Annotated in this window: 41 protein-coding genes; 1 reads left to right on the plus strand and 40 read right to left on the minus strand. The window is 70.5% G+C overall.

What is annotated here, in order from left to right; translation table 11 throughout:
- Positions 1-9: 9 nt before the first annotated feature.
- From BLTE_RS05165 to BLTE_RS05305, 29 genes are all read right to left on the minus strand, one after another.
- Positions 10-510 (minus strand): DUF4376 domain-containing protein, encoded by a 501-nt coding sequence (locus tag BLTE_RS05165; RefSeq protein WP_126398219.1) that lies wholly within the window; start codon positions 508-510, stop codon positions 10-12.
- Positions 510-1,889: a hypothetical protein gene (locus BLTE_RS05170; RefSeq protein WP_126398220.1), complete on the minus strand. Its 1,380-nt coding sequence runs from the start codon at positions 1,887-1,889 to the stop codon at positions 510-512. Before BLTE_RS05170 ends, BLTE_RS05165 begins: the two co-directional genes overlap by 1 nt.
- Positions 1,889-2,119: a hypothetical protein gene (locus tag BLTE_RS05175; RefSeq protein WP_126398221.1), complete on the minus strand. Its 231-nt coding sequence runs from the start codon at positions 2,117-2,119 to the stop codon at positions 1,889-1,891. Before BLTE_RS05175 ends, BLTE_RS05170 begins: the two co-directional genes overlap by 1 nt.
- A gap of 13 nt (positions 2,120-2,132) precedes the next feature.
- Positions 2,133-4,382 (minus strand): hypothetical protein, encoded by a 2,250-nt coding sequence (locus BLTE_RS05180; protein WP_126398222.1) that lies wholly within the window; start codon positions 4,380-4,382, stop codon positions 2,133-2,135.
- An 11-nt stretch (positions 4,383-4,393) separates the two neighbouring features.
- Positions 4,394-5,602: a phage tail protein I gene (locus tag BLTE_RS05185; RefSeq protein ID WP_126398223.1), complete on the minus strand. Its 1,209-nt coding sequence runs from the start codon at positions 5,600-5,602 to the stop codon at positions 4,394-4,396.
- The gene (locus BLTE_RS05190) at positions 5,602-6,477 is read right to left on the minus strand and encodes a baseplate assembly protein (protein ID WP_126398224.1); all 876 of its coding nucleotides are present in this window, start codon (positions 6,475-6,477) and stop codon (positions 5,602-5,604) included. Before BLTE_RS05190 ends, BLTE_RS05185 begins: the two co-directional genes overlap by 1 nt.
- Entirely contained in the window at positions 6,474-6,803 is a 330-nt protein-coding gene (locus tag BLTE_RS05195; RefSeq protein ID WP_126398225.1) for a GPW/gp25 family protein, read from the minus strand. The genes BLTE_RS05190 and BLTE_RS05195 overlap by 4 nt, the downstream gene beginning before the upstream one ends.
- Positions 6,800-7,024: a hypothetical protein gene (locus tag BLTE_RS05200; RefSeq protein ID WP_126398226.1), complete on the minus strand. Its 225-nt coding sequence runs from the start codon at positions 7,022-7,024 to the stop codon at positions 6,800-6,802. Before BLTE_RS05200 ends, BLTE_RS05195 begins: the two co-directional genes overlap by 4 nt.
- A gap of 8 nt (positions 7,025-7,032) precedes the next feature.
- Positions 7,033-7,575 (minus strand): phage baseplate assembly protein V, encoded by a 543-nt coding sequence (locus BLTE_RS05205; RefSeq protein ID WP_160140530.1) that lies wholly within the window; start codon positions 7,573-7,575, stop codon positions 7,033-7,035.
- Positions 7,572-8,108 (minus strand): phage protein Gp37, encoded by a 537-nt coding sequence (locus BLTE_RS05210; protein ID WP_126398228.1) that lies wholly within the window; start codon positions 8,106-8,108, stop codon positions 7,572-7,574. The genes BLTE_RS05205 and BLTE_RS05210 overlap by 4 nt, the downstream gene beginning before the upstream one ends.
- Complete coding sequence (locus tag BLTE_RS05215) at positions 8,105-8,587, minus strand: phage virion morphogenesis family protein (protein ID WP_126398229.1); 483 nt, start codon at positions 8,585-8,587, stop codon at positions 8,105-8,107. Before BLTE_RS05215 ends, BLTE_RS05210 begins: the two co-directional genes overlap by 4 nt.
- Positions 8,588-8,592: 5 nt before the next feature.
- Entirely contained in the window at positions 8,593-9,009 is a 417-nt protein-coding gene (locus BLTE_RS05220) for a DUF1320 domain-containing protein (RefSeq protein ID WP_126398230.1), read from the minus strand.
- 268 nt (positions 9,010-9,277) lie between these two features.
- Positions 9,278-9,568 carry a hypothetical protein gene (locus BLTE_RS05225; protein WP_126398231.1) on the minus strand — a complete coding sequence of 97 codons (291 nt, stop codon included), beginning with the start codon at positions 9,566-9,568 and terminating at the stop codon, positions 9,278-9,280.
- A 22-nt stretch (positions 9,569-9,590) separates the two neighbouring features.
- On the minus strand, positions 9,591-10,487 hold the full coding sequence (locus BLTE_RS05230; protein WP_126398232.1) for a Mu-like prophage major head subunit gpT family protein: 897 nt from the start codon (positions 10,485-10,487) through the stop codon (positions 9,591-9,593).
- 9 nt (positions 10,488-10,496) lie between these two features.
- Positions 10,497-10,895 carry a hypothetical protein gene (locus tag BLTE_RS05235; protein ID WP_126398233.1) on the minus strand — a complete coding sequence of 133 codons (399 nt, stop codon included), beginning with the start codon at positions 10,893-10,895 and terminating at the stop codon, positions 10,497-10,499.
- A gap of 7 nt (positions 10,896-10,902) precedes the next feature.
- A complete protein-coding gene (locus tag BLTE_RS05240) occupies positions 10,903-11,877 on the minus strand; it encodes a phage protease (protein WP_160140531.1) in 975 nt (324 codons plus the stop codon).
- Between the two features lie 355 nt (positions 11,878-12,232).
- Entirely contained in the window at positions 12,233-13,522 is a 1,290-nt protein-coding gene (locus tag BLTE_RS05245; RefSeq protein ID WP_126398235.1) for a phage head morphogenesis protein, read from the minus strand.
- The gene (locus BLTE_RS05250) at positions 13,522-15,129 is read right to left on the minus strand and encodes a DUF935 domain-containing protein (RefSeq protein ID WP_126398236.1); all 1,608 of its coding nucleotides are present in this window, start codon (positions 15,127-15,129) and stop codon (positions 13,522-13,524) included. Before BLTE_RS05250 ends, BLTE_RS05245 begins: the two co-directional genes overlap by 1 nt.
- Positions 15,130-15,153: 24 nt before the next feature.
- Entirely contained in the window at positions 15,154-16,821 is a 1,668-nt protein-coding gene (locus BLTE_RS05255; protein ID WP_197723270.1) for a hypothetical protein, read from the minus strand.
- On the minus strand, positions 16,799-17,410 hold the full coding sequence (locus tag BLTE_RS05260) for a phage protein Gp27 family protein (protein ID WP_126398237.1): 612 nt from the start codon (positions 17,408-17,410) through the stop codon (positions 16,799-16,801). The genes BLTE_RS05255 and BLTE_RS05260 overlap by 23 nt, the downstream gene beginning before the upstream one ends.
- Positions 17,411-17,419: 9 nt before the next feature.
- A complete protein-coding gene (locus BLTE_RS05265; protein ID WP_244600123.1) occupies positions 17,420-17,731 on the minus strand; it encodes a VpaChn25_0724 family phage protein in 312 nt (103 codons plus the stop codon).
- Complete coding sequence (locus BLTE_RS05270) at positions 17,728-18,027, minus strand: DUF2730 family protein (protein WP_126398238.1); 300 nt, start codon at positions 18,025-18,027, stop codon at positions 17,728-17,730. Before BLTE_RS05270 ends, BLTE_RS05265 begins: the two co-directional genes overlap by 4 nt.
- Complete coding sequence (locus BLTE_RS05275) at positions 18,027-18,191, minus strand: hypothetical protein (RefSeq protein ID WP_244600124.1); 165 nt, start codon at positions 18,189-18,191, stop codon at positions 18,027-18,029. Before BLTE_RS05275 ends, BLTE_RS05270 begins: the two co-directional genes overlap by 1 nt.
- Positions 18,192-18,225: 34 nt before the next feature.
- The gene (locus BLTE_RS05280) at positions 18,226-18,579 is read right to left on the minus strand and encodes a hypothetical protein (RefSeq protein ID WP_244600125.1); all 354 of its coding nucleotides are present in this window, start codon (positions 18,577-18,579) and stop codon (positions 18,226-18,228) included.
- Positions 18,579-19,340, minus strand: coding sequence for a M15 family metallopeptidase (locus BLTE_RS18220; RefSeq protein WP_162499891.1), 762 nt, complete (start codon positions 19,338-19,340; stop codon positions 18,579-18,581). Before BLTE_RS18220 ends, BLTE_RS05280 begins: the two co-directional genes overlap by 1 nt.
- Positions 19,341-19,416: 76 nt before the next feature.
- Complete coding sequence (locus BLTE_RS05290; protein WP_126398239.1) at positions 19,417-19,824, minus strand: helix-turn-helix domain-containing protein; 408 nt, start codon at positions 19,822-19,824, stop codon at positions 19,417-19,419.
- Positions 19,821-20,060, minus strand: a complete 240-nt coding sequence (locus BLTE_RS05295) for a hypothetical protein (RefSeq protein ID WP_126398240.1) — start codon at positions 20,058-20,060, stop codon at positions 19,821-19,823. Before BLTE_RS05295 ends, BLTE_RS05290 begins: the two co-directional genes overlap by 4 nt.
- Positions 20,057-20,296, minus strand: a complete 240-nt coding sequence (locus tag BLTE_RS05300; RefSeq protein WP_126398241.1) for a hypothetical protein — start codon at positions 20,294-20,296, stop codon at positions 20,057-20,059. The genes BLTE_RS05295 and BLTE_RS05300 overlap by 4 nt, the downstream gene beginning before the upstream one ends.
- The gene (locus BLTE_RS05305; protein ID WP_126398243.1) at positions 20,293-20,541 is read right to left on the minus strand and encodes a hypothetical protein; all 249 of its coding nucleotides are present in this window, start codon (positions 20,539-20,541) and stop codon (positions 20,293-20,295) included. Before BLTE_RS05305 ends, BLTE_RS05300 begins: the two co-directional genes overlap by 4 nt.
- Positions 20,542-20,561: 20 nt before the next feature.
- Here BLTE_RS05305 and BLTE_RS05310 point away from each other — a divergent pair, with 20 nt between their 5' ends.
- The gene (locus BLTE_RS05310; protein WP_126398245.1) at positions 20,562-21,125 is read left to right on the plus strand and encodes a hypothetical protein; all 564 of its coding nucleotides are present in this window, start codon (positions 20,562-20,564) and stop codon (positions 21,123-21,125) included.
- A 23-nt stretch (positions 21,126-21,148) separates the two neighbouring features.
- Here BLTE_RS05310 and BLTE_RS05315 read toward each other — a convergent pair whose 3' ends face one another.
- The 11 genes from BLTE_RS05315 to BLTE_RS05365 are packed head-to-tail and all read right to left on the minus strand — an operon-like array spanning position 21,149 to position 25,561.
- Positions 21,149-21,964 (minus strand): regulatory protein GemA, encoded by an 816-nt coding sequence (locus tag BLTE_RS05315; protein ID WP_126398247.1) that lies wholly within the window; start codon positions 21,962-21,964, stop codon positions 21,149-21,151.
- A complete protein-coding gene (locus BLTE_RS05320) occupies positions 21,961-22,167 on the minus strand; it encodes a hypothetical protein (RefSeq protein ID WP_126398249.1) in 207 nt (68 codons plus the stop codon). The genes BLTE_RS05315 and BLTE_RS05320 overlap by 4 nt, the downstream gene beginning before the upstream one ends.
- Positions 22,164-22,370 carry a hypothetical protein gene (locus BLTE_RS05325; protein WP_126398252.1) on the minus strand — a complete coding sequence of 69 codons (207 nt, stop codon included), beginning with the start codon at positions 22,368-22,370 and terminating at the stop codon, positions 22,164-22,166. The genes BLTE_RS05320 and BLTE_RS05325 overlap by 4 nt, the downstream gene beginning before the upstream one ends.
- A gap of 1 nt (position 22,371) precedes the next feature.
- Positions 22,372-22,617 (minus strand): hypothetical protein, encoded by a 246-nt coding sequence (locus BLTE_RS05330; RefSeq protein WP_126398254.1) that lies wholly within the window; start codon positions 22,615-22,617, stop codon positions 22,372-22,374.
- The gene (locus tag BLTE_RS18425) at positions 22,614-23,195 is read right to left on the minus strand and encodes an MT-A70 family methyltransferase (RefSeq protein WP_244600126.1); all 582 of its coding nucleotides are present in this window, start codon (positions 23,193-23,195) and stop codon (positions 22,614-22,616) included. Before BLTE_RS18425 ends, BLTE_RS05330 begins: the two co-directional genes overlap by 4 nt.
- A complete protein-coding gene (locus BLTE_RS18430; RefSeq protein ID WP_126398256.1) occupies positions 23,192-23,536 on the minus strand; it encodes a hypothetical protein in 345 nt (114 codons plus the stop codon). Before BLTE_RS18430 ends, BLTE_RS18425 begins: the two co-directional genes overlap by 4 nt.
- Positions 23,533-24,060, minus strand: coding sequence for a host-nuclease inhibitor Gam family protein (locus tag BLTE_RS05345; protein ID WP_197723272.1), 528 nt, complete (start codon positions 24,058-24,060; stop codon positions 23,533-23,535). The genes BLTE_RS18430 and BLTE_RS05345 overlap by 4 nt, the downstream gene beginning before the upstream one ends.
- Positions 24,057-24,329 (minus strand): hypothetical protein, encoded by a 273-nt coding sequence (locus tag BLTE_RS05350; protein WP_126398257.1) that lies wholly within the window; start codon positions 24,327-24,329, stop codon positions 24,057-24,059. The genes BLTE_RS05345 and BLTE_RS05350 overlap by 4 nt, the downstream gene beginning before the upstream one ends.
- Positions 24,283-24,903 carry a helix-turn-helix domain-containing protein gene (locus BLTE_RS05355; protein ID WP_126398259.1) on the minus strand — a complete coding sequence of 207 codons (621 nt, stop codon included), beginning with the start codon at positions 24,901-24,903 and terminating at the stop codon, positions 24,283-24,285. Before BLTE_RS05355 ends, BLTE_RS05350 begins: the two co-directional genes overlap by 47 nt.
- The gene (locus tag BLTE_RS05360; RefSeq protein ID WP_126398261.1) at positions 24,900-25,115 is read right to left on the minus strand and encodes a hypothetical protein; all 216 of its coding nucleotides are present in this window, start codon (positions 25,113-25,115) and stop codon (positions 24,900-24,902) included. The genes BLTE_RS05355 and BLTE_RS05360 overlap by 4 nt, the downstream gene beginning before the upstream one ends.
- Positions 25,112-25,561 (minus strand): hypothetical protein, encoded by a 450-nt coding sequence (locus tag BLTE_RS05365; protein ID WP_126398263.1) that lies wholly within the window; start codon positions 25,559-25,561, stop codon positions 25,112-25,114. The genes BLTE_RS05360 and BLTE_RS05365 overlap by 4 nt, the downstream gene beginning before the upstream one ends.
- Positions 25,562-25,636: the final 75 nt, after the last annotated feature.

A 25,636-nucleotide genomic window follows, 5' to 3' on the forward strand; every position in this document is an offset into this window, starting at 1 on the left:
CTGCAACCCTCATCCGGACAATCCGAAGGCGCTGTCGATCTCGGCTGTGGTGGTGACGGTGCCGGCCGCGATCGCCGCGACCACACTGCCGAAGATCGCGAAACACTTATCCACATGGGCCAGCACGGCGTCGCTGATGGCGATCACCTCGGGCGCCGTCAGCGGCACCAGCACGCCGCCGCCGATATGCCATTGCGTCGTCCAGGCGGGATCGGCCGCGGCCTTGATCCGCGCGCCGGCGATCATCAGCTTGGAGCGGTCGTCGGTGGCGACTTGGATGCCGGCGACGGCGATGCCGCCCGTCTCCTTGCGCCACTTGGCGTCCTCGGCATAGGCGACGAGATCGACCGAGGCCGGCGGCAGGCTGAGCGCGGTGCCGTCCCACAGCATGCCGCAGACGGCCTGTCCTGCCGCGAATTCGACGAGGGTGCCGGCGACGTCGAGGCTGGCCCGCGGCGTGTCGCGCCACACCTGCACCACCACGCCATCGGCGACGAGGGCCGTGTCCATCAGAGCCTCCAGATCTTGAGCGTGGCGTAGAGTTCGGTACCGAGGCTGGCCGCCAGCCCCATGCCGTAGCTTGTTCCCGCGGCTCCCGAGACCTGCTGCTGGACACCGATTGTCTTGGTGGCGGCGAGCTCAAACACCGCCGTACCCTGGCTGACCTCGGGACAGTCCGTCGTGGAATATCCGTTGATCGACTGCCCCAGATCGACACCATCCGTCGTATTGACCAGCCACGACCGGCAGGCGTTGACGCGGTAGATCTGCACGGCCCACTCGGCGAAGTACGACCCTGCCGGCAGCGACAGGAGGTTGCTGGCGAGGGTGGCTCCAATGGCATTCCGGACCACCGTATTGAGCGGTCGCAATTGGCGCGCCCCGGTGGTGGCCGTGCCGCCGTGGGTGCCGCTCGCCGCCTGGTGCTGGACGATGATGTCGGGTTGCCTGATCGCGTTGAGGCTCGACACGCTGCTGGCGCTGAGGTTCGTCAGGTTGCGGCCGTCGAGGGCTGGCAACCGTCCCGCGGCGTCGAGTTGCACCAGATTGCCGGCCGCTGTCCCGGCCGCCAGCAGTGCCGCGCCTCCGAGGCCGAGCGCCGATCGCTGGCCGGTCTGGTCCGTCGCCGCCAGCAGCGTCCGCGCCGCGGCCGACAACGTCGCCAGGGCCAGGGCTCCGGCACCGGTGAAGTACGGCAGGCCGTTCTCCGCGCCACTGAGCCCGGCGAACGCCGCTAGGTTGGCGGATGCCGCCTGCTTACCGGCCAGCGCCGTCGCGACGCTGGCCGACAGCGCGCCGATCGCCGATGCAATCGCCGCGTCGGCTTCGCTCGTGGTGTAGGCGCCGACCTGATCGGCGGTTGTCTGATGCGGATTGTCCGTCCGGCCGGCATGTTCGATGTCCGGGGGCGCGGACAGCCGGATCGTCCAATCGGCATGGGTGCCGGCGCCGACCGCCGACAGCACGTCGACGGTGAGCAGGCCCGAGGGCCGTTCGTAGGCGAGCACCTCGGCGACCATCGCCGCGCCCGATCCGCGCGAGCGGAGCACCACGTGCGAGGTGACCACCCATGCCGCCCGCTGCGCATCCAGCAGTTGGACCGTGCGCGCCCCGGTCCCGACCGGGACCGGCGAGACGCTGTCCGCCTCGAACAGCGCCCCCACCGAGGACAGCCGGGTGAGCGCGTCCTGCAGGATCGGCGTCAGCGTATCGTTGACGCGCGCCAGCGCCAGCGACTGGAAGGTTTCGACCGCCGCTTGCAGCGTCGCCGCATCCAGCTCCCGCGCATGCAGGCGCAGATCGATGTCCTCGAACCGCCTGTTCCAATACTCAGGATCGGCGAGGTTGGCGCCCCGCTCGACCGCGTAGGCCTCGCTCCGCCGCGCCATCAGACTTTCTCGTAGCTCGCCACCGCGTCGCCGAGTTCGGCGACGATCCGGCCCTTGAGCCGCACCGGGTCGCGCGGGCGCAGCACCAGTGCGCCGAACGGCACGGCGCGGGCGAGCTTCACGCGGTACTCGGCCTCGGGATCGAGGTCTGCGGCAGCCGTTGCGGTCTCCGCCGGTGCGGCGGTTGTCGGCTGCGCTGCTGTCGGCTGCGCTGCTGTTTTCTTGGCCATTTTGCTCTCCTTGTCACAGCGCCCAGTGGACGCGTTCGGCGATGTGGAACACGCTGGCCGGCGAGTTGGTGACGCCGGTCAGCTCGATCGAGAAGGTCGGGGTCGGTGCGGCCAGCTGGAAGCGGTAGGTGCGTTCGATCCCGGTCGGCACCGCCTTGTCGACCGTGACGTCCGGCGTCTCCCACCCCGCGCCGACACGCAGGCGGCACCCGGCGTCGTGCGGGGTCTCGTCGAACCCCTCAAGCAGCGTCTTGACGTAGATATCGGACGACGGGGCCGCGAGGGTCTGCGGCTCGGAAATGTGCCGGAAGGTGGTTTTCGGGCGTGACAGGCGCACCCGTGATCCGCCGACCTTGAGGCCGGCATGCATGTCGCGGGTGCCGACGAAGCGGGCGCGGAAGCGTGCCAGCGGTGGCGCAGCAGAGAAGGCGGTGAGATCGTCCGCCGTCAGCGGCACCCACGCGCCCGATCCGCCCGGCTGCACCTCGTAGATCAGCTCGGTCGACTCCGGCTCGATCGTGCCGGCGAGGATATCGATGGCGCGGATGCCGCCGTCCAGATTGAGCGCGCCCAGCTCGATCGTCACCTGCGAGGCGCCGAACTGCGCGCCGTAGAGCCGCAGCATCATGTCCTTGGTGAGGTCGCCGAGGTAGTACTGGCCATCGGTCGAGAAGAAGAAGGTGCCGGCGGTGTAGCCGTTGCCCTCGGCCATGCCGATCTTGTGGTTGGCGGCGCTCGTGACGACGAGCGCGTAGCGCTTGCCCTTGGTGAGGAAGGTCGGCTGCACCGCCACCTCGGTCCAGTCGCCGACAACGATGGCGGTGTGAGGGACGGTCTGATGCAGGATCGCCCGCGACAGGTCCGGCACGCCGGCGACGATCTCGGCGAGCGTCAGGAACACCGCCTCATTGGCGGCCTTGGACGTGAAAAAGAGGCCGACCTTGGTCAGCCACATGTCGTTCGAGATCAGGAAAGATTGGGCGACCTGGGCGCCGGTGATGGCGTGCTCGACCGTCACATAGTCCCAATAGGTGTCGTCGTACTCGTCGACCCAGTACTGCTGCAGGCGGTAGAAGACGTGCCCGTCCGAGGCCCGGGTCGAGACCGACAGCACCGCCCAGGTCTCGTCGCCGCGCCGGAAGGTCTGGGTGGCGGAGTCGTAGGTGCCGGACCGCCACCAGTTGGCATTGGTGCAGGCGGTGCGGGTCACCCCGTAGCGGATGCGCTTGCGGGCGATCGTCCGCTGCACGATGTCGTGGCTCTGGAAGCCGTATTGGGCGATGCCGAGATCCGAATGCAGCGGGCCGATCTCCAGCTTCAGCGCGTCGGCGTATCGCGGCAGCAGCAGCCCATCGGACAGCGAGGCGTTCGGATCGTTGCCGGCGAAGATGGTGATCTCGGCCTCGGACGCGTTCGCGTCCGCGAACCGCGCGCCTTCCTCGACCAGGCAGTCGTAGCCGAGGTTCTGGGTGTTGAGGGCGTCGCTCTCGTCGCTATCGAGAAAGCGGTCGGCGCCGTAGTCGGACGCCGTGTCCGGGATCTCGACGCGCTCCTTCACCCGCGCCATGTCCTCGTAGAGCCGGGAGAGATCCTGCCGGCCGCCCTTGGCGCGGACCTCGTTGGCGAGCGCCGCGAGGTCGGAGGCGAGCGACGAGATGCGCGGATCGACCTGGCCCCGCCACGTCTCGATCGCGTCGGTGCGCAGGTCGAGGTCCTCGGTCGAGGCCACCTCGTTGTCGCCGAGCATCGTGATCGACACCACCTGGGTCGGGTCGAGGAGGATATCGGCCACCGCGACATAGCCCACCGGGATTACCGGCCGCTGCGGATCGGCGCTCTCGGTGCCGGCAACGAAGCTCAGCACGACATCGCGCGACCGGGTGATGGCGACCGAGCGCGGCTCGGTCTGGCCGGTCTCGACGTTCACCAGGAAGTCGCGCTCGGTGATGTCGCTGTCGGTCTCCTGGCCGGTCGCGGCGAGCGTGACGATGCGCTTCGCCACCGCCGGCAGATGGGGCAGCATCGACTGGATCGTGGTGGCCGAGCGCGCATAGACCCCGCCGCCGACATCGTAGAAGCGGCCGGCGTCGACGCGCACCTCGGCCTGTGCCGTCTTGACGACGGTGAGGCCGGCATAGCGGCGGGTGGCCGTGACGGCATCGCTCACCAGATGGTCGAGCGACTGGCGGGCATAGGCCTGGATGGCGGCGTGATCGGCCGCCTGCTGCTCCTGGTAGTCGCGGAAGTAGACCTGCTTTTCCATGCTGAACCTCGTTAGGGGCGCCCGACGACGAGCGCGTCGACGCCGGCAATGAGCGGGCGGCCACCCGCGACGAAGCGCGGCTTGGGGCCGATATCGAGCAGCACGCGGTCCGACAGCCGCTTGGCGGCGCTGGCGGCGCGGCAGACGTCCTGCAGGCGCGTGCCGTCGTGCGGCATCCAGTAGCGCCGCAGCGCCGCGATGCCGGCGCCGGCCGCCCGCTTATGCCGCTTGCCCGGCACCGACGTCCTCACCACCGCCGTGCTGCGCGGCCATCCGTAGTGGCCGGTGCCCATGATCTGCACCGCCGGCCCGCGCCGCGGCGCCGTGCCGTCGACCACCGGGAAGCGCTCATAGATGCGCAGCGGCGCCGTCGACGGCACGAAATACGTCCTGCCAATCGGCATCATCGAGTACACCGATCGTCCGCGCGTGCCGGCCACGACGACACGCTCGGGCTCCGCCGCGATTGCCTGGAGAGTCGGCCCGATCGGCGAGCGCCACGGCATGCGCGGCTGCGGCGCGATCGTCACCAGCCGCCGCCACGCCTCCGAGGGCACGAAATGCCGGCGGCCGATCGGACGGCCGGCAAACACGCGGCGGCCCTCCGAGCCGAGCAGGTGAAGCTGAAACGCTGTGCCGAAATCCTCGACGCGGATCGTGGTCTCGACGCCCTGGACGACCCAGCGCGCCCGGCGGCGTAGTCGGCCAACCGCCGTCGACGGCACCGCGAACGACCGCGTGACAAACATCGCGTGCAGCGGTCCGCCTAAAAACGCCTTGGCCGGGCCGAAGGCTGCCGTCTCCTGGACGCGCCAGGTGCGCACCTGCGGCAGCGCCGCAAGCCACGCCTCGCGATCGGCGCGGCTCGCAGACGGTCCCGAGAACACCCGCTGCGGCGGCGCGGTGATGTCGATCACCTCGCCGCCGGCATAGCGGACGTATTCGCGCAGGCAGTAGGCCGTACCTTTCCGCCGGTGCAGCTCGATCGAGCGCGCGGTGATCGCCCGCTTGGTCGCCTCCGGCCACGCGCGAAACCACACGTCGACCGACAGCTCCCAGGCCAAAAACGGCAGGAAGGCGGCGGGTGTCTCGAATGGCCGCTTCACGGCGCGGATCGGTGTCGGGATCGCCGAGATGCGCTCCATCACCGTGGCGCCCGCGCGCAGCGGCTCGCCGGCGGTGGGCGGCAGCAGATGCGAGGCGTAGGGGATCGCAGCCATCACACCACCGTCACGGCCAGCGAGACGGTGCCCAGCACCGGGATCTGGTGGTCGGCGCAGACGATGTCGGCGGCCGGCGCCGAGAGAACCACATTGTCGACGCCGCCGACCTTGGCCGCCGCCGCCGCGCCCAGCGCGTAGAAAATCTGGCCGATGCGGCAGCGCTCGGCCCCATAGGCGCGCACGGCCGCCTCGGCCGCGGTCCTGATCAGCGTCGGATCCGGCCCGCGCGGCACGATGAGCGTTCCGGCGACATCGACGGTCACCGGCTCGGCGCGGCGCACCGTCACCACATCGGTCAGGGGACGAACGTCGTCGCGATCGAACAGCGCGATGAGGTCGGCGATCACCGCATCCGCCACCGGCGTCCCGGCGGCACCGGCCACCGCCACATGCACATGGCCGTCGCGCGGCGACCAGGCCCAGGCGTCGGCGACGTCGGGCGATCGCGTCAGCGCGTGGTAGATGTAGGCGCCGCGGGCGCCGGCGGTCGAATAGGCGTCGGGGGCGAGCTGGATGCGGCGGCGGAAGCGCTCGTCGCTCTCCATCGCCGCCGGTTCGATTGCGGTGGCCGGCGTCAGCACCATCCGGCCGACGCCGAAGATCGCCGCGAGGTGGTCGAGATCGGACCCCGCGGCGAAGGCCAGCATCACCGAGCGGGCGGCGGCGTTGACGCGGTTGCGCAGCAGCACCTCGCGATAGGCCAGCACCCGGATGAACTTCTGGAACGGGTCGGACAGCAGCAGCGCGTCGTAGGCCGGCCACGCCGCCCGGAAGTCGGCAATCGCCGCCGCGACATAGCTCTCGGCGTCGAGCGCCTCGATCAGCTGCGGCGCCGGCAGCTGCGACAGGTCGATGGTGGTGGGCTGGATCACAGCGCGACCTCCAGCCCGCTGCCGTCGTCCAGCACGGTCAGCCCGAACGCCACGCCGAAGGTGCCGTCCTGCCCGCCGGCCGACATCCGCACGCTGTCCAGCGTCACCCGCGGTTCCCACCTGGCCAGGGCTTCGGCCGCCGCGACGCCGATATCGACGACGGTGGGCGGCACGCCGGGCCGGTCGATCATGTCCGGCACCAGCGAGCCATAGTCGCGGGCGAGCACGACCGTGCCGACCCGCGTCGTCAGAATGTCGAGGATCGACTGGACGAGGTGCGCGGCGCCGTCGAGCGGCTCCAGGCTGGTGGCGGAGACGCCCATCATGTGGCGGCTTCCTTGCGCCTGCGGCCGGCGGTGGTGGCTTGCGCCGCCTCGTCCGGCGCGGCGCTGGCCGGGGCGTCGGCGGCAGGGGCAATGAGGCCGGACAGCAGCGCATAGCGGGCCGCCGGCTCGGCCAAGGCGATGCGCTGGCCGGCCGCCAGGTCGCGGTTCTGCAGGCGGGTGGGCACGAGGACGACATAGTCGCGGGTCGGTTGGCTGGTCATGGGGCACCTCAGTGGGGATCGGGGTCGGGGCCGACGATGGGCGGGTGCGAGACGATGACGGCGGCGCCGTCGACCACCACCCACGAGTCGCCCTTGCGGATCTTGGCGACGGTGGGGGTGACGACGACGCGGGCGTCGCCGATCAGGCCGCGGATCAGGCCGGCCTCGATCCGCCACTTGGCGTCCTTGACCTCGACGTCGACGCCGTCCGCCTTGATGCGGATCGTCACGTCGCCCCAGGCGTGGACGATCTCGTCGTCCGTCTCGGAGGGCGACTTGGCGTCGTCGCGCTGGCAGTACGGGAACACGATGCCCTGCGCCGGATCGCCGGAGGGCGAGATCAGCAGGATCTGCTGGCCCGGGGTGTAGGGCACCGCGGTCTTCGGCGCGCCGATCGCCTCGATCGTCGGCCGCGCATCGGTCTCGAAGCCGATGTCGACGATCGCCGTGCGGCTCTTGCCGTCGAACGACTTGACGACGCCGGGCCGCACCAGATTGGCGATGCGCCGGTGCAGCTCGGCGAGCTGGAAGTGGATGGCGGAGAGGCTCACGCGGGGCCTCCCTCGGTGGGGGCGACCAGCTCGTCGCCGGCAAGGAGCTGCTGCAGGACGACCGGCGCCGCGGCGAACACGTCCTCTCCGGCGTAGAGGTCTTGGGTCCAGGCGATCTGCCACAGCCCCAGGCCGGTCTTGTCGATCGCGCCGGAATACAGCGACTCCGCCTCGATCGCGTCGGGCCGGCCGACCTGGTCGAGGCCCCAGCGATTGCCGTCCAGCGCGGCGGCGATCGCCATCACCAGGGCGAGCGCCCGCCGGTCGCGCTTGGCATCGGCGCCGTCCCTGGTGGCGACGACCACGACGAGGCGCACCGGAATGACGAACCGGCCCGAATGGTCGCGCTGCCAGCGGCCGGTGCCGAGGATCGCCACCTTCGCCGCCGGCGCCGCCGCGGAGAACCGCCGGATTTCGGCCTCGTCGAACGTGCCGCCATGGGCTTCGACGGATTTGAGCTGCGGCACCTTGGCCGCGAGCCCGTCGACGACGGCATCGAGAAGGTCGAGCAGCGAGGGGGCCTCCAAGCTCATTTCAAGGCCCCTTCAAGAAAGCGGACGGTGGTGTGCTCGATCTCCTGCTCGTTGTCGGACGACAGGCCGAGCCAGGTCCGGGCCGGGATCATCACGCGCCGCGCGAACACCTGCCTGCCGCCGGCCGTGAAGGCCAGCGCCTTTGCCCGGCGCGGCACGATGAACGCGCCGAACTGGTGGACGGCGGCGCCGATCCAGCCCGAGCCGACGACGATCTGCTGCGGATCGGCCCGGTAGTCGACCGAACTGTGCAGATGGTGGCCGGTCTGAAACAGCGCCGGGCGGTCGTCGCGCGTGCGCAGCCACGCCCGGCCGGCCGGCGTGCGCTTCTCGTCCTTGATGCGCCGGCGCGTCTGGCCCTGCACCAGGCGGCCGAGTCCCTCCATCAGCACATTGAAGCGGATGGCGCCGATGCGGGCGAGCATGGCCGCCGCCTCGTCGGCCCCGTGCGCCCTGACGATGATGATCGCGTCGGCCATTTCGATCACCACGCCCGGCGCGGACGCGACACGAAGGCCGCGCCATCCGGCGACGTCGCGCCGCCCACGCTCTCGCCACCGGGCGACGGATCGATGATGCCGGCCGATGCCTTGCCGTCGGCGATGCGGGCGAGCAGCTTGACGCGGTCGTCGTAGCGGCGGCGGATTTCGTCGGTCAGCCGGTCCCAGGTGTTGGCGAGCCGGTAGACCGCGATGTCGATGGCGCACGCCTTGAGGATCGGCGGCACGGCGGCCAGCGGCAGCGTGTGGCGCTGGCCGACATAGGCGTCGATCTCGGCGTCGGCATCGGCCGCGGCCCGCGCCACGGCGGCGTCGAGATCGGCGCCCTCGGGCTGGAGCCCCGCCAGGAAGTCGGGGCCATAGAGGCTCTCGATGTCGGCGCGGGAAGCGTAGGTGGTCATGGCGTCAGGCTCCGGGTGCTGCGGGCGACCGCCTGCGTGCTGCCGTCTCGTGCCGGTCCGCCGCCGCCCGCAGTGCCCGGGCGCTGATCGGCCCCGGCGCGCGCTCCGCCCGCCGGCGCAGCTCCGCCGCGATCGCGAAATGCTCTGCGCGTGTCCGGGGCACCAGCATCAGTCGATCCTCTGGAATTCCAAAGCGAGGGCGGCGAACCGCCCTCGCCGGGACGAGCCTCGCGGCCCGCGGCGCGCACCTCCCCCGAAGCGCGCGAACTCAGTCCTCGGCGAGCGTCACGATCAGTTCGGGGTCGGCCTCGATCGCCGCGCGATCGGCTTCCGACAGCTCGGCGACGGCGATCCGGACCGGCTCGCGCGAGAAGGCGCGGCCGGCGCGCCGCCGCTGCGGCGGGCGCGACCGAACGACCAGCGCGGCCGGCGCGGGCGGCGTCTCCACCACCGGCGGGAGCGGCCGCGCGGCCGCGTCCACCGCAGCGGTGCCGGCATCCGTGGCCGCAGCGACAGGACCGGAAACGGGGTCATCGGGCTTGCGGGGAGTTTTGGCCATGATGTGCCTCCAGCGACCCGCCTCAGTCGAGCCACGGCACGATGAGCACCTCGACGATGCCCTGGTTCGGGTTGTCGGCGCCGTTGGCCTTGCGCGACACCACCACGATCTCCTGCGCCTTCTTGCGATTGCTCGGACCGACCACCAGCAACGTCGGCTTGATGCCGAGCGGCTGACCCTCGTCGCTCTTGAAGGCGGACATCGCGTCGTAGGCGGCGTCGAAATTGGTCTCGTCGAGTGCGGCCTTCGAGCCGAACGCCATCTGCCAGAAGCCGAAGCCGACCGCGTGGCGGGCATAGACGCCATAGACGAACTCGTTCCGCTTGAAGACGTTCTCGTCCTGAGGGCTGTCCTTGGTCACGAACTCGGGCTTCTTGCGCTCCTGGAAGATGAGCGGCTTCAGCGCCCGAGAGGTGTCGAGCAGGAACCAGGGGTTCCCCGAACCGGACTGGACGTTGGACACCGAGGTGTCGGCGCCGGTGTCCGGATTGCGGACCGGGTGGTCGCTGTCGAAGAAATACTGGCCATCGTAGCAGGGCGTCGTGAAGCCGGCCTTGAGCAGCGCGAACACCAGCTCGTCGGGATGGGCGGCAGCGGCACGGCCCATCTCCTCCATCATCGGCGAATAGACGCCGTACTGGTCGTCCTCGACGGCCGGCCGCGGCACGACGACGGTCGTCTCGAACTCCTTGTTCGGGATGGCATAGCCGTGCTGCGAGAGGTTGCGGTAGACGCGCTCGCCGACCCACTCGCGCATCTTCGGCCAGGCGCCGAGCCAGGCGTATTTCTCGGCGGCGGTGGCGGACGGCACGGTGGTGGCGATCCGGCCGGACATCGGCTGCACGCCGGCGAAGCCGCGCTGGAAGCTCGCCTTGAAGCCGGTGGTGAGGTCCCCGAGGGACTGGCGGGTGATGATCATGGCGGATCCTCAGATCTCGACCCACACGCCGCCGGCCTCGACGGCGCGCACGGTGCCGGCCTTGGAGCGGGTGTTGGCGGCGGTGGTCTTGGCGACGGTGGCGTCGTCGACGACGTAGCAGTCCTTGCCGACATCGGCCTGGGTGACGGCATCGTCCGCCTTGTTGGCGAAGCGGAAGACGCCGCGGCGAACGGTGATCCAGACGTCGCCGGCGGAGCCCGACGAATTGTCGACCGTCTCCTCGGCGCGGCCGGCGGCGATCAGGCCGGTGGCGGTGGCGCCGGGCTTGGCATTGCCGGCGTCGAGCACGACCAGCGCGCCCTTGAGGATCTTCGTGCTCGCGGCGACGGGGTGGCGATAGATCGCGCCGTCGCGCATCGGCGTGTCGCGTTCCTGAGTCAGGGCCATGGCGTCCTCAATTGTTCAGCGCAGCGTCGGTCAGCGCGGCCTGGAAGGATTTTTCGTCTAGGCCGAGCTGGCGGCAGACCGCCTTCTGCGCGTCGGTCAGCGCGCCGCCCGGGTTCGGGGGCGGGTCGCCGCCGAGCCTGCTCGGGTCGGTGATCTTGGGGAGCGTGGCGAGGAGCTGCTCGACGCGCTCCTGGCCGCCGGCATCGCGGCACAGCGCGAGGTAGTGCTCGCGGCTCGCCGGCGCGATCTTGCCGTCCTTCACCGCCTGATCGACCAGCCCCACGCTCTTGGCCTCGCGGTCGGCGGCCTCGCGCTGATTGAGCGCGGTCTCGGCGGCGGTCGCGCGGTTGAGCGCCGCCTGGAGGTCGGCGGTCGGCGCGAACCGCGTCGGATCGGGCGGCGCATCCGCCTTGGCCTTCAGGGCGGCGATCGCCGCGACGACGTCGGCGTCGGCCGTCGTCGCCGGCACGCCGAGCGCGGCGCACAGCGCGGTCTTTTCCATCGTGGCTTCATCCTGGGAGTTGAGCGCCGGCAGGCGCAGATTGGGCCGGTTGGTGAGGCCGACCGAGCTGAGCACCATGACCCGGCGGGTGGCGGCATCGAACCGGAACGCCGGCGAGACGTACCGGTACGCCTTCGAGGCCACGAGCTGCCGCCCGTGCTCGGTCCATTCGACCGCGGCGACGATGCCGCCGTCGCGGGCGGCGAGGCCCTTGATCCAGCCGACCGCCGGGGCCGGTTCGCCCTTGGGCGCGCGCAGCTCGGTGGCGTGCTCGATGTCGACCGGCAGATCGGCCGCGCCGGCGCCGAAGGCGGCGACGACGGCGGCGGGATCGTCCACCAGCCACTCCCGGCCATCGCGGCCGCGGATGCGCGGTCCCGGCGGCAGGATGGCGATCTCCGCCGGTGCATCGCCCTCGGCATTGAGGGCGACGGCGAAGATCGCGCGATCGGCAAGAGAGGTTGCGTCGGCAGCTGGCATGGGGCCACAATGGCGACGCGGGAGGATCGCCATAACCCTGACGGGCGTCAGGGCGGCCCGGCGGGTCGAGATCGGGCGATCAACCGACCTGCGGCGATGCGCTCCGCACCCCGTCCCGCAAAATCGACGTTAAAGCCGGATTGAAAGTGATGGAGGCCGATCGCGCCGGTCGGACCTCGGTGGTGCGCTCGCCGCGAAACGGCCGCCAGCGGCGATCCTGAGGGCTTCGGCTCGGCGGCTCGGTTCGACGCTCACGGGCCGTTGCCGGCAGTGCCGGAGCGGCCTATATTCAGAGCGGCGCCGAGCCATGGATGACCGGGCTTGCCCGTGGAGGGGGATCCGACCTCCCGGCGCCTCATTCCCCACCATCCCCGTCCGTCCCATTTTCGCGAGCCTGAGCGGTGCGCCGCGCCGCATCGACCTGCTCGGGGCGGGCGCGCCGCCAGCTCTTCAGGTACACCTCGCGGCCGTCGCCGGTGCGGTGGAGCACGGCGACCCACGGCTTGCCGCCGCGCTCGACATGGACTTCCAGTTCGACGCCGTCGCGCACGATGAGGTCGGTGCCCTCCAGCGCGGCCTGCACCGCCTCGTAATCGGCCTGCGTGAGTGCCTGCCCGCCAAGCCGCGTCAGGCGCCGGCGCGCCTGCTTGTCGGCGTCGGCGACCGAGAACAGCACCGTGCGCGTCTGCACGCCCAATTGCTGCGCCAGGCGCTCCGGCAGCACCGCGACCGGCGTTGCGACCGAGCCCAATTGGCGCATGGCCGCTTCGGTCTGGCGCCGGTAGTCGTAGCCGAGCAGGGCCTCCCGGATCCAGCGGAACAGCGGCGAGCCGATGAGATCGGCGACCGCATTGCGACGTCGCTCTTCGGGCATCGCGTCGAGCGCGCCGGACAGCAGCCGGCCGGCCTCCTTGCCGCGCTCCAGGCCCGGATTGCCGTCCCATCCCGGATCGATGCCGCGCGGCACCGCGCGCGCCTCGCCGGTGCGCCGGTTGGTCCAGACCTTGGTCTCGCCCTCGTGCGGCGGACGCCGCGTCGGATCGTAGCCCTTCTGCTCGGCCTCCCACGCCGAGATCTGGCGCGTGCCGCACTGGCAGCCCCAGCCGTTCGGCGGATAGTGGGTCTGCCACCACGGATCCTCGACCGGCAGGATGGTGCCGACCCAGCTCAGATGTTCCGGCCGCTTGTCGCGCGCCGTCGACATCTCGTAGAGCAGATACGGCAGCACCTCGCGGGTGCGCCACGTGCGCTCCCATTCGCCCGCCGCGCGGGCGGCGCGGATGTTGGCCCAGTAGATCAGCCTGAGGCGGCGCGGCGAGCCGAGCTGCACCAGCGAGGGCCGCCCGGTCAGCGGGTCGAGGACGGTCTTCTGCCCCCACCAGCCCTTGCGGACCAGGATCGGCTCCAGCTCGCGGCGGAACTGGTCGAAATCCTGCCGCTCGTCGATCGCCTTCCGGACGGCCTTGAAGATGTCTTCAAGCACGTCGAAGCCGGCGGTCTTGGCCACCGACCAGGCGTGCGCGTACTCCGGCGGCGTGATCTCGGCCCAGTGATAGGTCGGCCGGATCCGGCGGCGCTCGAAGAACCGCCGCACCTCCTCGGGCGGCCTCCGGAATGGATTGTCGCCATCACTCTCCTGGGCCATCAGCCGGCCTCGCCGAGCCCGCGCGCCTTGAGGATCTGCACCAGCAGGGCCGCCGCCAACGGCCGGGCATCCTGCTGCGCCGCCAGGCCGGCGAGCCCGGCGAGGAATTCATCATAGCTCGTGGCCCGTTCAGCGAGGTCGAGCACCGGACGCACCAGCGGCCCGAGCTGCCGTTCCCAGTCGGCGATGCCGTCCGCGATCAGTGCGTCGGTCTCGTCACCGCTCGCCTGGAACGCGTTCAGCGCCGGGGCGCCGCAGCACGGGCAGCCCCGCAGATGATTGAGCCCGTGATCGGATCCCTGGCGCGCCGCCGGCGCCGGCGGCGTCTCCGCCACCGACAGCGCGCCGGCCTCGCCGGCGATGCGCCGGCCGAGCAGCACCGCGCCGGGGTCGGGATCGGCAAAGCCGAGGCGATCGCGCACCTCGCTCATCTCGACGTCGAGCCCGACCGGCACCAGCGCCGACAGCACGCTCGACAGCGCGGCGATGTCCTCGGGCTCCACCACCGGGAACCGCACCGAAGGATAGGCGGCCTGCGGCCCATGATTGAGATCGATGTACGGCCGGATCAGGCAGGCATTGACGGTCGCCGCCATCTGCCGGGCGTCGGCGCCGAGGATGTCGAGGCGGACCTCGTTGTGCTCCTTCGAGACGGCATGGCCGCCGGCGATCGCGTCGGTGGTGGTGGTCTGGCCGAGCACGCCCTTGGACACCTGCTCATCCAGGAAGCGCGCCATCTTCTCGAACACGGCGTCGCCGGTCGCCTCGGCCGCGACGAACTCGACCGCCATCGACTCCGGGATGATCGCCGCCGCGTCGCTGCCGATGTCGCGGACGGCGCGCAGCAGCACCGCCTTGTCGGCCTCGCTCGCGCCCGGGCCGTACTTTCCGACCCGGAACGGCATGCCGTAAATTTCCAGGAACGTCGCCCAGTCGCGCAAGCTGAACGCCTTGAGCGTGAACGCCCACAGCGCCAGCCGCGCCAGGCCGCCGCGGATCGGCAGGCCGCTCTTGAGCCGCGGCACATGGGTGATGAACTTGAAGGCCGGCAGCGGCTCGCCCTCGGTCGGCGCGGCCTCGGTACGCAGCAGCACCCGGCGCCGGGTCTCGCGATCGAACACGAAGTGCCGCTGGTCGCGCCAGACGTACGACGCCGGCCGCCACTGCCGTTCGCTGGTGTCCCACAGGATCTCGACGACGGCGAAGCCCTTGCCGAGCGCATCGAGACAGTCCTCGACCATGTCGACGAAGGCGGGGGCCTCGACCAGGGCGCGCACCTCGTCGGCGATCGCCTGGTCGGCCGCCGCGTCGCTCGCGGCGATCACCTTCGGCGTGATGCCGGAGAGCGCGCGCTTGCGGGTGCCGAGCACCGCCGCATAGTGCAGATCGCGCTCCTCCATCTCCTCGGCGAGCGTGAGGAAGTCGGTGGTGTCGTTCTCGTTGGCGGCCCGCAGCACCCGCGCGATGCGGGCCGGCGTGAGACCGGACGCCAGACTGTCCTCGAAGATCCGGCGCACGCCGGTGACGGTCGGCGCCGCCTCCTCGCGGCCGAGCGTCCGGCGGCGCAGCGGCTGGCCGAACTGGTCGTACAGGGTGGTCTCGGCCATTCTCGCCTCCTGAAGATCGGCCGCCTACCAGAGCGCGCCGCCGCGGCGCCGAAAGATGTCCCGGTCCTCGGCCTCGCGCGCCTGCCAGGGCGGCGCCACGCCGGCCGGCCGGTCGAGATCGGATGCCGGCGTGTAGGCGTACATCGGAAGGTTTGCCCGCGACGCCGCATAGCCGAGCGCCCCGGCGATCGCCGTGTCGCCATGCCGGTTGAAGCCGTCGGCGCCCTTGGTGGAATGGTCGTCCGGAACCTTGATGATGCCGCCGACATACTGGAGGCCCTGGTGGTCGCGCAGGATGTCCTCGTCGGCCGGGAGCACGACGGTCCGATCGCTGAACGCCTCGATATAGGCCGGCATGTTGGCCCGGTACCACTCGAGCGAGAGCTTCACTTCCACAATGCTGGCGCCGAACTTCTGCGCCGCGGCCTCGGCGAGGTATGCGCCGTTCCCGGTCGCGTCGAGCATGCCGCCGGACATCCTCGGCAGCCGCTCGACGAGATAGAACAGCACCATCCGCTGCACATCGAACGGTGCATTCCGAAGCTCCAGGACGAGCTTGGCCCGGCGCACCAGGTCGCGACCGATCTCGAAGGGCACCACGGCGGTCAGGTCGCCAGACCGGGCGAAGTCCTCTCCGAACACGTGCGCGCGGTCCCGGTCCAGCGTGGCGAGGATCGGCTTCAGCCGGTCCTCGCAGAAGTCCTGCGCGGTGCGCTTGCGGGTCTCCTCGGGGGCGTTCTTCAGGTCGTCGGAGCACGTCCACCTGACGACCGGAATGCCCTGCTGCTGGCATGCCTCGATCTGCACCCGGGTGAGCGCGGCTCCCTCGGCTTCGGCGGGGATCGCGTCCAGCTCCTGCCGCATCGCCGCGGTGCGCGGGCCGTAGGCGCCACGGATCTTCGCTTCCCAGGCGACCTCGGCCTCCCGCGTCCACCGCTTGCCGCGGATCAGGCACACGCGCCTGTACAGGCCGTTCTCGACCGCCTTCGAGAACGGGATATCGTGGACCGAGAACGGCGTCTTCTTGGCCCGTGCCTCGCGCACCAGGTCATTGAAGGGATTGAGGACGCCGTTGTGGGTGCTGATGACGCGAATCTTGCCGCCCCAGATCAGCAGCGCGTTGACGCTGTCGAGCACGGCGCGAACGTCCTTGTGGAAGGCCGCCTCGTCGATGCACACGGTGCCCTGCAGGCCGCGGATGTTCTCGGGGCGCGAAGAGAGCGCTTCGACACGGCATCCGGACGCGAAGCGCACGCGGAACGCCGAGATCAGGCTGGTGGTGCCATCCTCGCGCTGGTCCTCGAACAGGAACTCCTCGACCGCGCCCAGCTCCTTGGCGACAACCTTCGCGAAGTGAGCCACATAGCCGACGAACTCGCGCCCCTTGTCCTTGGTGTCGCCGATGTAGAAGCAGTTCTGGCCGCCTGCTGACTTCTTGGCGGCGGCGATGAGCGTATGGTCCAGCGCCTCTGCGAAGGTGATCCCTGTGCGGCGTCCCTTCACGCCGAGCTTGAGGTCCGACGCGTCGGCAATCCACTCGGCCTGGTGCGCCATGAGCACACCGTCCGCCAACGGGTCGAGAGTCTCGGGCACGTCGCCGCCGCGCGGCAGGTCGCCCGGCAGAACGGCGGCCGGGCTCCGCTCCAGCACCGGGGCGCCGGCGATGCGGTCAGGATCCGGCAGCATCGGCATCGCCCGTCTCCTTCGGCCGGATGCCCAGGAACTCGCGGCGGAGCTGGGCGATGGCGTCGGCCGACAGGCCTCCCTCCCGCGCGACCTCCAGGACCCGCTCCGTCTTCTGCTCGAAAGCCTCGTCGAGCTTGCGGCGGCGCTCGGTCGATGCCTTCTGCGAGGTGACCGCAGCGCGAAGGGCCTCTGCCGCAGCTTTCAGCTCCTTCGCCGTGACGTCATCCTGGTCAAGGCGCCGCAGGTGCCGAAACACGGCCGCCTTGATGCTCTCGGCGACGGCGATCGTCAGCTCGTCCGTCTCGGCCGCTCCCATCCGATCGGCGATTGCCGCCGCATAGCGGGTGGTCTCGTCGAGATCACGAAGCAGCTGGGCCTGGGCGATGGAGTACCGATTGAAGGTGCTCGCCGCGATCGGCTGCACCGGCACGCCGATCTCCCGCGAGCGTGCCTGGAGACGCTCGTTGAACTCTGCGCAGATGTCCTTCGCCGCCCGTTTGCGCGCCTGCAGCTCGGCGTTGGCCCACACGACGATGTCGGTGAACTCGTCCGGAAGCATCTCGATCGACGACAGCCGCCCGCGCCCCTCCACCATCTCGGCCTCTCAAACACTCGGTGGGGACGGACGCTTGACCGCGTCGAGCACGGCGCGCTGTGCGACGTGATCCTCGCCACGGCTCGTCAGGGCAGCCACGAGCACCGACCCGGCCTCGGTCACGGTGACCGCACCGATCTGCTCCAGGTACCGAATCTCCGCGTGAACCCACTCGCGCGTACGACGGATGCCGAAACCTTCGAGCGACAGCCGAAGCAAATCGGAATGCAGCCGAAAATCCGGCTGGCCGGCAAGCGTCCGGAGGATGATCAGCCGCGCTTCCTCGCGGATGAGCCGTTCCATGCTGTTGCCAATGTTCATCGGCGCGCCTGTTCGAGCAGGAATTCCTGGAGCCTGTCGGAGATCGCCGCCACCGGCTTGAGCTGCTCGGCGAGCACCCGAATTTCGCCGCGCATGTCGGTGATCGAGATCTCCATCCGGTGACTGGTGTCCTTATCGGGCAGATGGGCGATCTCGCCCTCGACCGCGGCGAGCCGGCGATCGATCCCCTCCACCTTGTCCGTCGTCGCCTTGTTTCTGGCAGAGACCCAGGAATAGATCGCCGACCCGACCGCGAACAGGAGCGTCGCAACCTTCAGCGTCGTGTCGAGGTCCATCACTCCGCCCCCCCGATCGCCCGCACCGCCGCGGCGCGCCTAGTCTCGCACGTCCGCAACGCCGTCCGATCGCGGTTCCACGCGCTGGTGGTCTCGGCCTCGGTGAGGTCGCGATCGGGCAGCGTCACCGGATCGGCGCATTTCTGCTTCGCCTCCGCCGGCACGCTTGGCTGCGCGAGCTCGGTCCTGATCGTCGGCCTATCGGGCGCCGTTGAGCAACCTGACACGGTCGCGGCCGATGCCGCAGCGATCACCCCCAGCCAGCGCGGCATTTCGCGTCTCCAAATCCTTCAATTCACTTTCAAGGCGGTCCTGCGCCGCCTTGATTTCGGCGTCCGCGGCCATCGCCGCCTGGGCCTGTGCCGCCTGGGCGCGGGCGACGGCGGCGTTGGACCGCTCGATCTCGCTGCGCCAATGAGCATCGCGTTCGGCGCGCGCGGCCTCGATCCAGCCGTCGATCACCGCCGCCGTGCGCCAAGCGCCGAGGCCACCGAGCGCGATCAGGGCGGAGATCACGAGTGCTGCCATCGCGACGCGATCGAGCGCGATCATCACGCGGTTCCCTTGCCAGGGTCGCCGCCGGCGCTGCCCTCGGCGGGCCAGTCGTCGACTTCGTCGACTTCGTCGATCTCGTCGATTTCGGGGGGCTCGGCGGGCGCGGCGGCGCGACGGCGCGGCCACCAGTCCGGCAGCGGCCGGCCGGCGTCGTCCCACCGCGCGTACAGCGCATAGAGCGCGCCGGCCAGGATCGCGGCGCCGATGATCGCGCCGAGCACCGTGCCGCTGCTGATGTGGCCGTCCGCCTGCTGCATCTGGCTGGCCAGCTCGCTGCCCTGATCGGCCAGGAGGCCGAGGCCGCCGCCGGCCGACACCACCGAGCCCTGCACCGTGCGCGAGCGCTTGAGTTCGACGGCGGCGCGCGCCGGATACTGGCGCCAGGGCAACTGCCAATGCGGCGAATCCCAGCTGCCCTTCCAGTCGCCGCCCCATTCGATCGGCACGCCCAGTTCGCGAGCGGCGCGTTTCATGGCGTTCTCGATGGCGGCGTGCTGATCCCACAGCGTCCGCTTGCCCTCGACCACCACCAGGTCGACCGCATGGCCGAAGCCGTTCTTGGCGGCGAGATGCCGCGAGTTCATGGTCTTGGACTTGCCGGCATCCTTCAGCTCGCGCTGCCGCGTCGTCGAGCGCACGCCCTCCACGACCATGAAGCGGCGGGAGCACAGTTCGGCCGCGCGCTCGACGACGCGGACGAGATCGGGATGGACGCCGGCCAGACGCTGGCGGTCGCGCTCGGTGAGCTGAAAGGACATGATGGCGCCCTGCGGTTTGATGTGCGGGCACCCTACGCGGGCTGCAGCTTCGCCATCACCCTGACGGGCGTCAGGGTCAGAACAGTTCGCCTTGCTTCTTGTCGCGATGGCCGCGGTGTGCCGCGCGGTGGGCATGCACGCGGCGCTGGCTGAGGCCGACCTGTCGCGCGATCTCGCGCGAGGAGGCGCCGGCCTGGTCCAGCTCGTGGACCCGGCGGGCGATCGTTCGGCGCATCTGTTGGTACGTACCGCCGCCCGCCAGCGGAATATCGAGCCTCTGGCCGCGGCCGTCCACCGCGAAATGCGCGCAGATCGCCTCGGCTGCCTGCCGGCCGACCAGGCCGATCAGCCAATGGTCGTCACCCACCTGGGCTGGAAAATACACCTTCTGCAGCCCGCCGACGTGCATGGCGATCCGCAACGCCGTGGCCTCGTCGGTCACCGCCGCGATCTCCGCCAGCACGCCGGGGAGCGGGAGGCTCATCTGTAGCCCCGGTCCCGCCGGAGCGGGTAGCAGGTGACGACGACGCCGTCCTCGATCACGTAGATCAGCCCATCGGCCAGGATGGTGTAGCGGCGCGCGCCGACCTGATCGGCTGCGGCCTGGGCACGGGCGAACGAGGCCGCGAGATGCCCCCGCACGCCCTCGACATCGAGCCCGCCGGCGCGCTGGAGGAATCGCAGCAGAGCGTGATCGGAGACGCGGGGGGCGGCGGTCATGACAGGCTGAGCCCCTGCATCGTGTAAGAGACCGAGGTCTTGACGTTGCCGACTGTACGGCGCCAGACCAGCCTGAGCGTGCAAGTGCCGTCCCGCCGCCCGAACAGTTTTCCGCCGGCGCGCCGGTAACCGAGGCGAGTCCACAGCGCATCATGCTTGGCGAGGTCGGCGTCTTCGGCGATCAGCTTGTCGAAGTTGACCGTCAGGCGGCGCGGCGAGCGCTTGCGGCGGGTCATGGCGCGTCCCCTTGCGTTTCCGGGGTTGCGGACTGGGCGGCGGCGATCGCGGCGCGGACGGTCGCCTCATTGGCCTTGAGCCAAAGAAGCGTCGCCAGAACAGCTTCGAGCCTCGCGATTTGAAACTCGGCCACTGACTGGCGTACCTTCCCGGAGGCCACCATGCGGGGGTAGACATCCGCCCTCTGGGCAAGCTCCCGGCGGATTTCGTCGATCTGCTGGTCAAGAGAAAAACGCTGAGCCATCGCTACCTCGGAGAGGACGGATGCGGGTTATCGAGCGCGGAGGCGAGCAAGTTGATCTGCTTCCGTTTGTCCGGGAAGCGATCGAGGCCCTGGGGCTTGTTCGACCGGACGCGCTGGACTGGCTGGCCGCGGAGATCGCCGCGGCCGTCAACCGGAATGGCGGGCGCTCCATCCGCGAGGGCGGAACCAGACTGCTCCCCGATGAACGACTGGCGCTGGGCCTGCCGGCATGGGGCGACGGCCATCTCAGCCGTGAAGTGTGGGAGGCGCTGACGGATGAAGGTCGACGCGACCCCGTCGTCGCCTTCGACGACACCTGCGCCCGCGCGATTCGCGCAGCTCAATGCCATCTTCAGGCACGTCGGGATCTGAGGTTGCTTCGGCTCGGAGGCCTCATGGTCGCCGTGAAGATGTCTCCTCCGCCGGCAATCGGCCTGTGTGCGGCTGGCATGGCGATGGCTGGCAGGCTCCTCCCGGAGCCACCGGCCTTGCCGTTCTCCGGCTGCGACCGGCGTGTCTGCGGATGCAGCTGGCGGCTGGTCGACCGGGAGGAAGCCGAGAAGCTGGGCCGCGCCGAGGGTTGAATTCACAGGGGAGAGCGAGATCTTCATGCGGCCCGCTCGCTCAGCGCCTTGCGGAGCTTGCGCCCCAGGGCGACGATGACTTGGTCGAGCTGCTCGGCGGTCAGGGACGGATCGTCGAGCCCGGTGCCGAGCCGCGAAGACCCGCGCGCGACGGTGCCGATGTAGCAGGTCAGCGCGTGATCGGCGCCGAAGCCGTGATGGTCGATCGCGCCGAGCTTGCCGAGCCGGCGCCACTGCGCGGCGATCACCGCCCGGCGCACCGAGAGCGGATCGTCCGACGCCGGCCAGCCGACGCCGCCCTCGCGCGAGACCCACGCCTTCAGCCCCTCGACCGCCTTGCGCGCGTCGGCGGCGGCGCGGAGCCATCGGGTGTGGCTTATCTTGGTCTGGCGCTCGACGAACGAGATCATCGCCGCGTCGGTGCGGTCGCGCACCACGCCGAGGTTCCAGGCCGAGATCCACAGCGCGCGGAGCTTCGGGCCGTAGGGGCCGTCGATCTCGACGGCGCCGCGCGCGGCCGGAGTTTCGCTGGCCGGAGCTTCACCCGCCTTTGAAGGCGCCTTTGAAGGCGCCTTGAAGATGGCCTTCGGCGCCGACATCTCCTTCAGCCTGTCGATCACCACCATCGCCTCGCGCGTGGTGAGGTCCTTGGCGCTGCGCTTGCCGGTGGCGGCCTGCATCAGGTCGCGGCGAGAGTCCTCATCCAGCCCGGCCTGCTTGGCGAGGCTGTGGATCTGGCCGATCTGGCGCGACGACGCCTTGGCCGGCGCGAGGCGCGCGGCGATGCCGCCGGCGATCGCGCCGAGGCCCATGGCGGGCTTGGGGCCGGGGATGGTCATGCGAGGGCCTCGTCGATCTCGGCCAGGACGGCGTCCAGTTCCGCGACCACCTCTGCGGTCATATCGTCCGCCGTCCCGGGGATCGGGTCGCCCTCGGTATCCAGATCGCTGCCGCACTCCAGAACCGTGTCGCGCTCTGCCTGGATGATCGTGCGTGCCCGGCACAGGGCGGTGGCCATCCTCCTGATCCTGTCGATCGTCATCCCTCGTCTCCCATCTCCAGAATCGCCCGCGTCAGCACGGCGATCCGCTTGAGGAGCCGCATCTGGCGCTCGGAGCGCACGCCGCGGCGGATCATTGCAGTGAGCGCAGCGCGTTCGGCCTCCAGGGTCTCGGCCGGGGTCGGCGGCGCTGCCGCCGGCTCGTCGTCGCGCTCAGGGGGCTGGGAGCGGACGACGAAGGACATCTCAGCCCCCAGAACTTTCGAGGGCGGCGCGACCTGCTTTGGTGATGCAGTAGTATTGCCGGTCGCCAGGCCCCCTGAACGGCGCGGCGAGCCATTCCGCCTCGGGTCCTCGCGTCAGGCGATTGCGGACGCCGGGATTGATCTGGTAGGCCTCGACGGGGCCGCGGTCGCGGAGGCGCCGGAGAACGCCGAGCGCGTGCTCCGACAGCGGGTGCGTCTTCTCGCCGTTCAGCGGGAGCCCATTCATAAGGTTTCTCCTCCGAACTTGGCCGTCTCGCGACCCCACACGTCGTGGCCGGGCCACGGCTCGCGCGCGAACAGCTCGGCGCAGAAGGCGTGCGGGCACAGCCGCTCGACGTATTCGCGCATCTCCGGCGGCTTGCGGGAGTGCTCGCGGCGCGGCGATTCGATCAGATTGCGGATGGAGCGGTCACCGATCATCAGTTCGCCGATGGTGCCGACCAGAAACGGCTCGGTCGTCGAGCGCAGGATGTAGCCGGTGCCGAAGGCACGCTTTCCCGTCACCGTGGTCTTGGTCCAGGAGCCGCCGGTCTTGTAGGCGAAGCCCCAGGCCCGCATCACCGTCAGCGCCGTCTGCAGCTTCGGCCAGGTCGCCCACATCACCAGCAGGCAATCGCGCGAGGCCAGCCGGTCGACCGGCAGCGCCGCGATGTCGTCATCGGACATGGTGGCGTAGTGCGCCTCCGGCGACTTGCCGTAGCCGCCCGCGCCGTACATGGCGATCGACCATGGCGGATCGGCGATGATCGCGCCGTACTTCAGCGGCGTCAGCGATCCGAAGGGCCAATCGGTGGCGGAGGTCACTTCGCGATCTCCGCGCGGGCTTCGGCCTCGCGGGCAGCGTCGATGATCTGATCTGCCTCTTCGAGGTTGAGAACGAGGTTTTCCGGCACGGCACCAATGAACACACCGCCCTTGTCGATGGTCTCCAGGTCGCGCTCGCGCAGCCAGCGATAGCGGGCGGCATCGCGAGCATCCGCCGCGATCTCCGGGAGCAATACCGACAACGTGAAGGCGATGGCATAGAGCCGGTAGAGCGCATCGCCGGCGGGCGTATCGTAGCCATGGTCTCCAGGAGCGCCGTAGACGGTTCTCAGCTCGGCGATCCTGTCCAGCTGATCCTTGATGGTTTGTTCGGCGCTCATTTTGCGATCTCCGCCTCGAACGGCTCGACCACAAAGTCCTCGCCGGCCGAGCAGATGCGCACGCCCGGCAGGACGCGCGCGACATCCGGCTCGGCCAGCATCGCCTCCTTCGACGGTTCCTCGGTCACCCGCAGGAAGCGCACGAAACCCATCGACTTGATGTGCTCGATCAGCCCCGCCACGTCGCGCGGCAGCGACACCCGCGGCGGCCGCATCCGCCAGCGGATGATGCCGGTGCCGAGGTCGGCGTGCTTGACTGCGCCATTGCCGGTGAGCACGGCGCGATTGGCCTCGCACCAGGTCTTCAGACCCTCGGTCAGCGCCTTCGCCCGCTCGCGCAGCGGCTCCGCCCGGGACTCGGCGTCCTCCTTGATGCGGGCGATCTCGTCGTTCATGTCGGCCTGGGCGCGGGCGATCTCGCGCTGCAGCGCGCCGATCTCGGCGACGTAGCCGGCGGCCTGCTCGCGGGTCTGCGGCACCGCCAGATTGGCGCCGCGGGTCTTGGCCTTGGTCCTGGTGCTCACAGCCCGTTCTCCTCTCCGGCGGCCACGCGCTCGCCAACGGCCTCGTTGATGTCGCGATGCAGTTCCTCCATCTCGCTCATCAGGGTGTCGATGGTGTCGCCGCACGACGGCGCGACCTCGGCCCACATTGCGGCGATCTCGACGAGCGCCGCCTTGGCGACCTCGATCTGCTGGCGCGTCCGGCGCAGCGCCGACATCACCATCCACAGCTGCAGCGGCGCATCACAGGGCAGCCGCGGCGGCGGGGGCTTGTGTTGCAGTGGCATCATCGGGGGAGTCCTCCTTGAGATATCCATGCTGAATGAGGGCGCTCTGCAGATCCTCGATCAGGTCCGTGGTGGCGGGGTTGGCGTCGAGAGGGGTGCGCGCGAGCAGCGCGGCGGCGCGGTGGGCGATCTCGTGGAGATCGAGCAGGCAGAGCGCCATGGCGATGACGTCGCGCGTCGGCGTCTGGATCGCCGCGCGCGCCGGGTTGCCGGGCAGCGACGGGTCGGCGATCCGCGCGGCCGCCTGGATCGGATCGGTCTCCGGCATCGCGCGGCCGTAGACGGTGCCGCACACCTCCAGGAGGCGATCGAGCCGCACCGCGAACAGCGGGTCGGCCGACCGCCGCTCCTCGACCGACTGCTGGCCGGTGATGATGGTCGAGTGGTCGCGCCGGCCAAGCGCCCGGCCGATCTGCACGAACGACAGCGGCGTGATCTGCTTGGCGATCCAGTAGACGACGAGGCGCGCCTCGCTCACGTTCGCTTGGCGCCGTGCCGACTTGATATCCTGCGGTGACACGCCGAACTCGGTGGCCACCAGCGACACGATGTCGGCGACGGTGATCGTGTAGGTCATCGCGCTGCCCCCGCGGTCTCGATCGCCGGGCGCGGCGGCGCGTCGAGCCGCACCGCCAGCACACCCATGGCGACGGCGTAGACGGCGAGCGCCGCGCACACCGCCACCTTGAGCCGCCGCCGCTCAATCGGCGCCTCCGAGCGGGCGATGGCGGCAGCCGCCATCGCGGCGCCGGCGGCGATCGCGGCGATGCCGGCAAGCGCGAGCGTCATGACCGGCCCCCCGGCTGGCCGGCGGCGTCGCGCGCGGCGAGATAGGTGGCGGCGTGCCGGCGCATCCAGCCGTCGAGGGTGGATGCGATGCCGGCCACCGCCGCGGCGACCCACGCCAGACCGAGGGGTTCGGCCATCTTGGCGATGTCGAGCAGGCGGCACCGCAGCTCCGGCACGTGCAGCTCGCGCAGCGCCGCGTGCGCGGCGTCGAGCTTCGCCTGCAGGTCGGCGACCTCGGCGCGGTGCGCGGCGAAGAATTCCTCGCGCGCCTTGGGCGGCAGCACCAGGTCGGCGGAGGCGAGCCACTCCTCGGTGCTGCGGATCGGCGCGGCATCGGGGTCGGCCGCCACCGCCGCCTCGATCTCCGCGTCGGTCGGGCGATCGATCTGGCTCCAATCGATCGCCGCGATTTCCGCCTCGATCTGCTCGCGCGTGAAGCGTGCCATCTCAGATCCTCCCCAGCAGCGCGGCGGCCACGACGGCGCTCCACGACAAGAGTGCGATGAGGCCGACCGCGCAGG

The sequence above is a fragment of the Blastochloris tepida genome, assembly GCF_003966715.1.
Classification (GTDB): Bacteria; Pseudomonadota; Alphaproteobacteria; order Rhizobiales; family Xanthobacteraceae; genus Blastochloris; species Blastochloris tepida.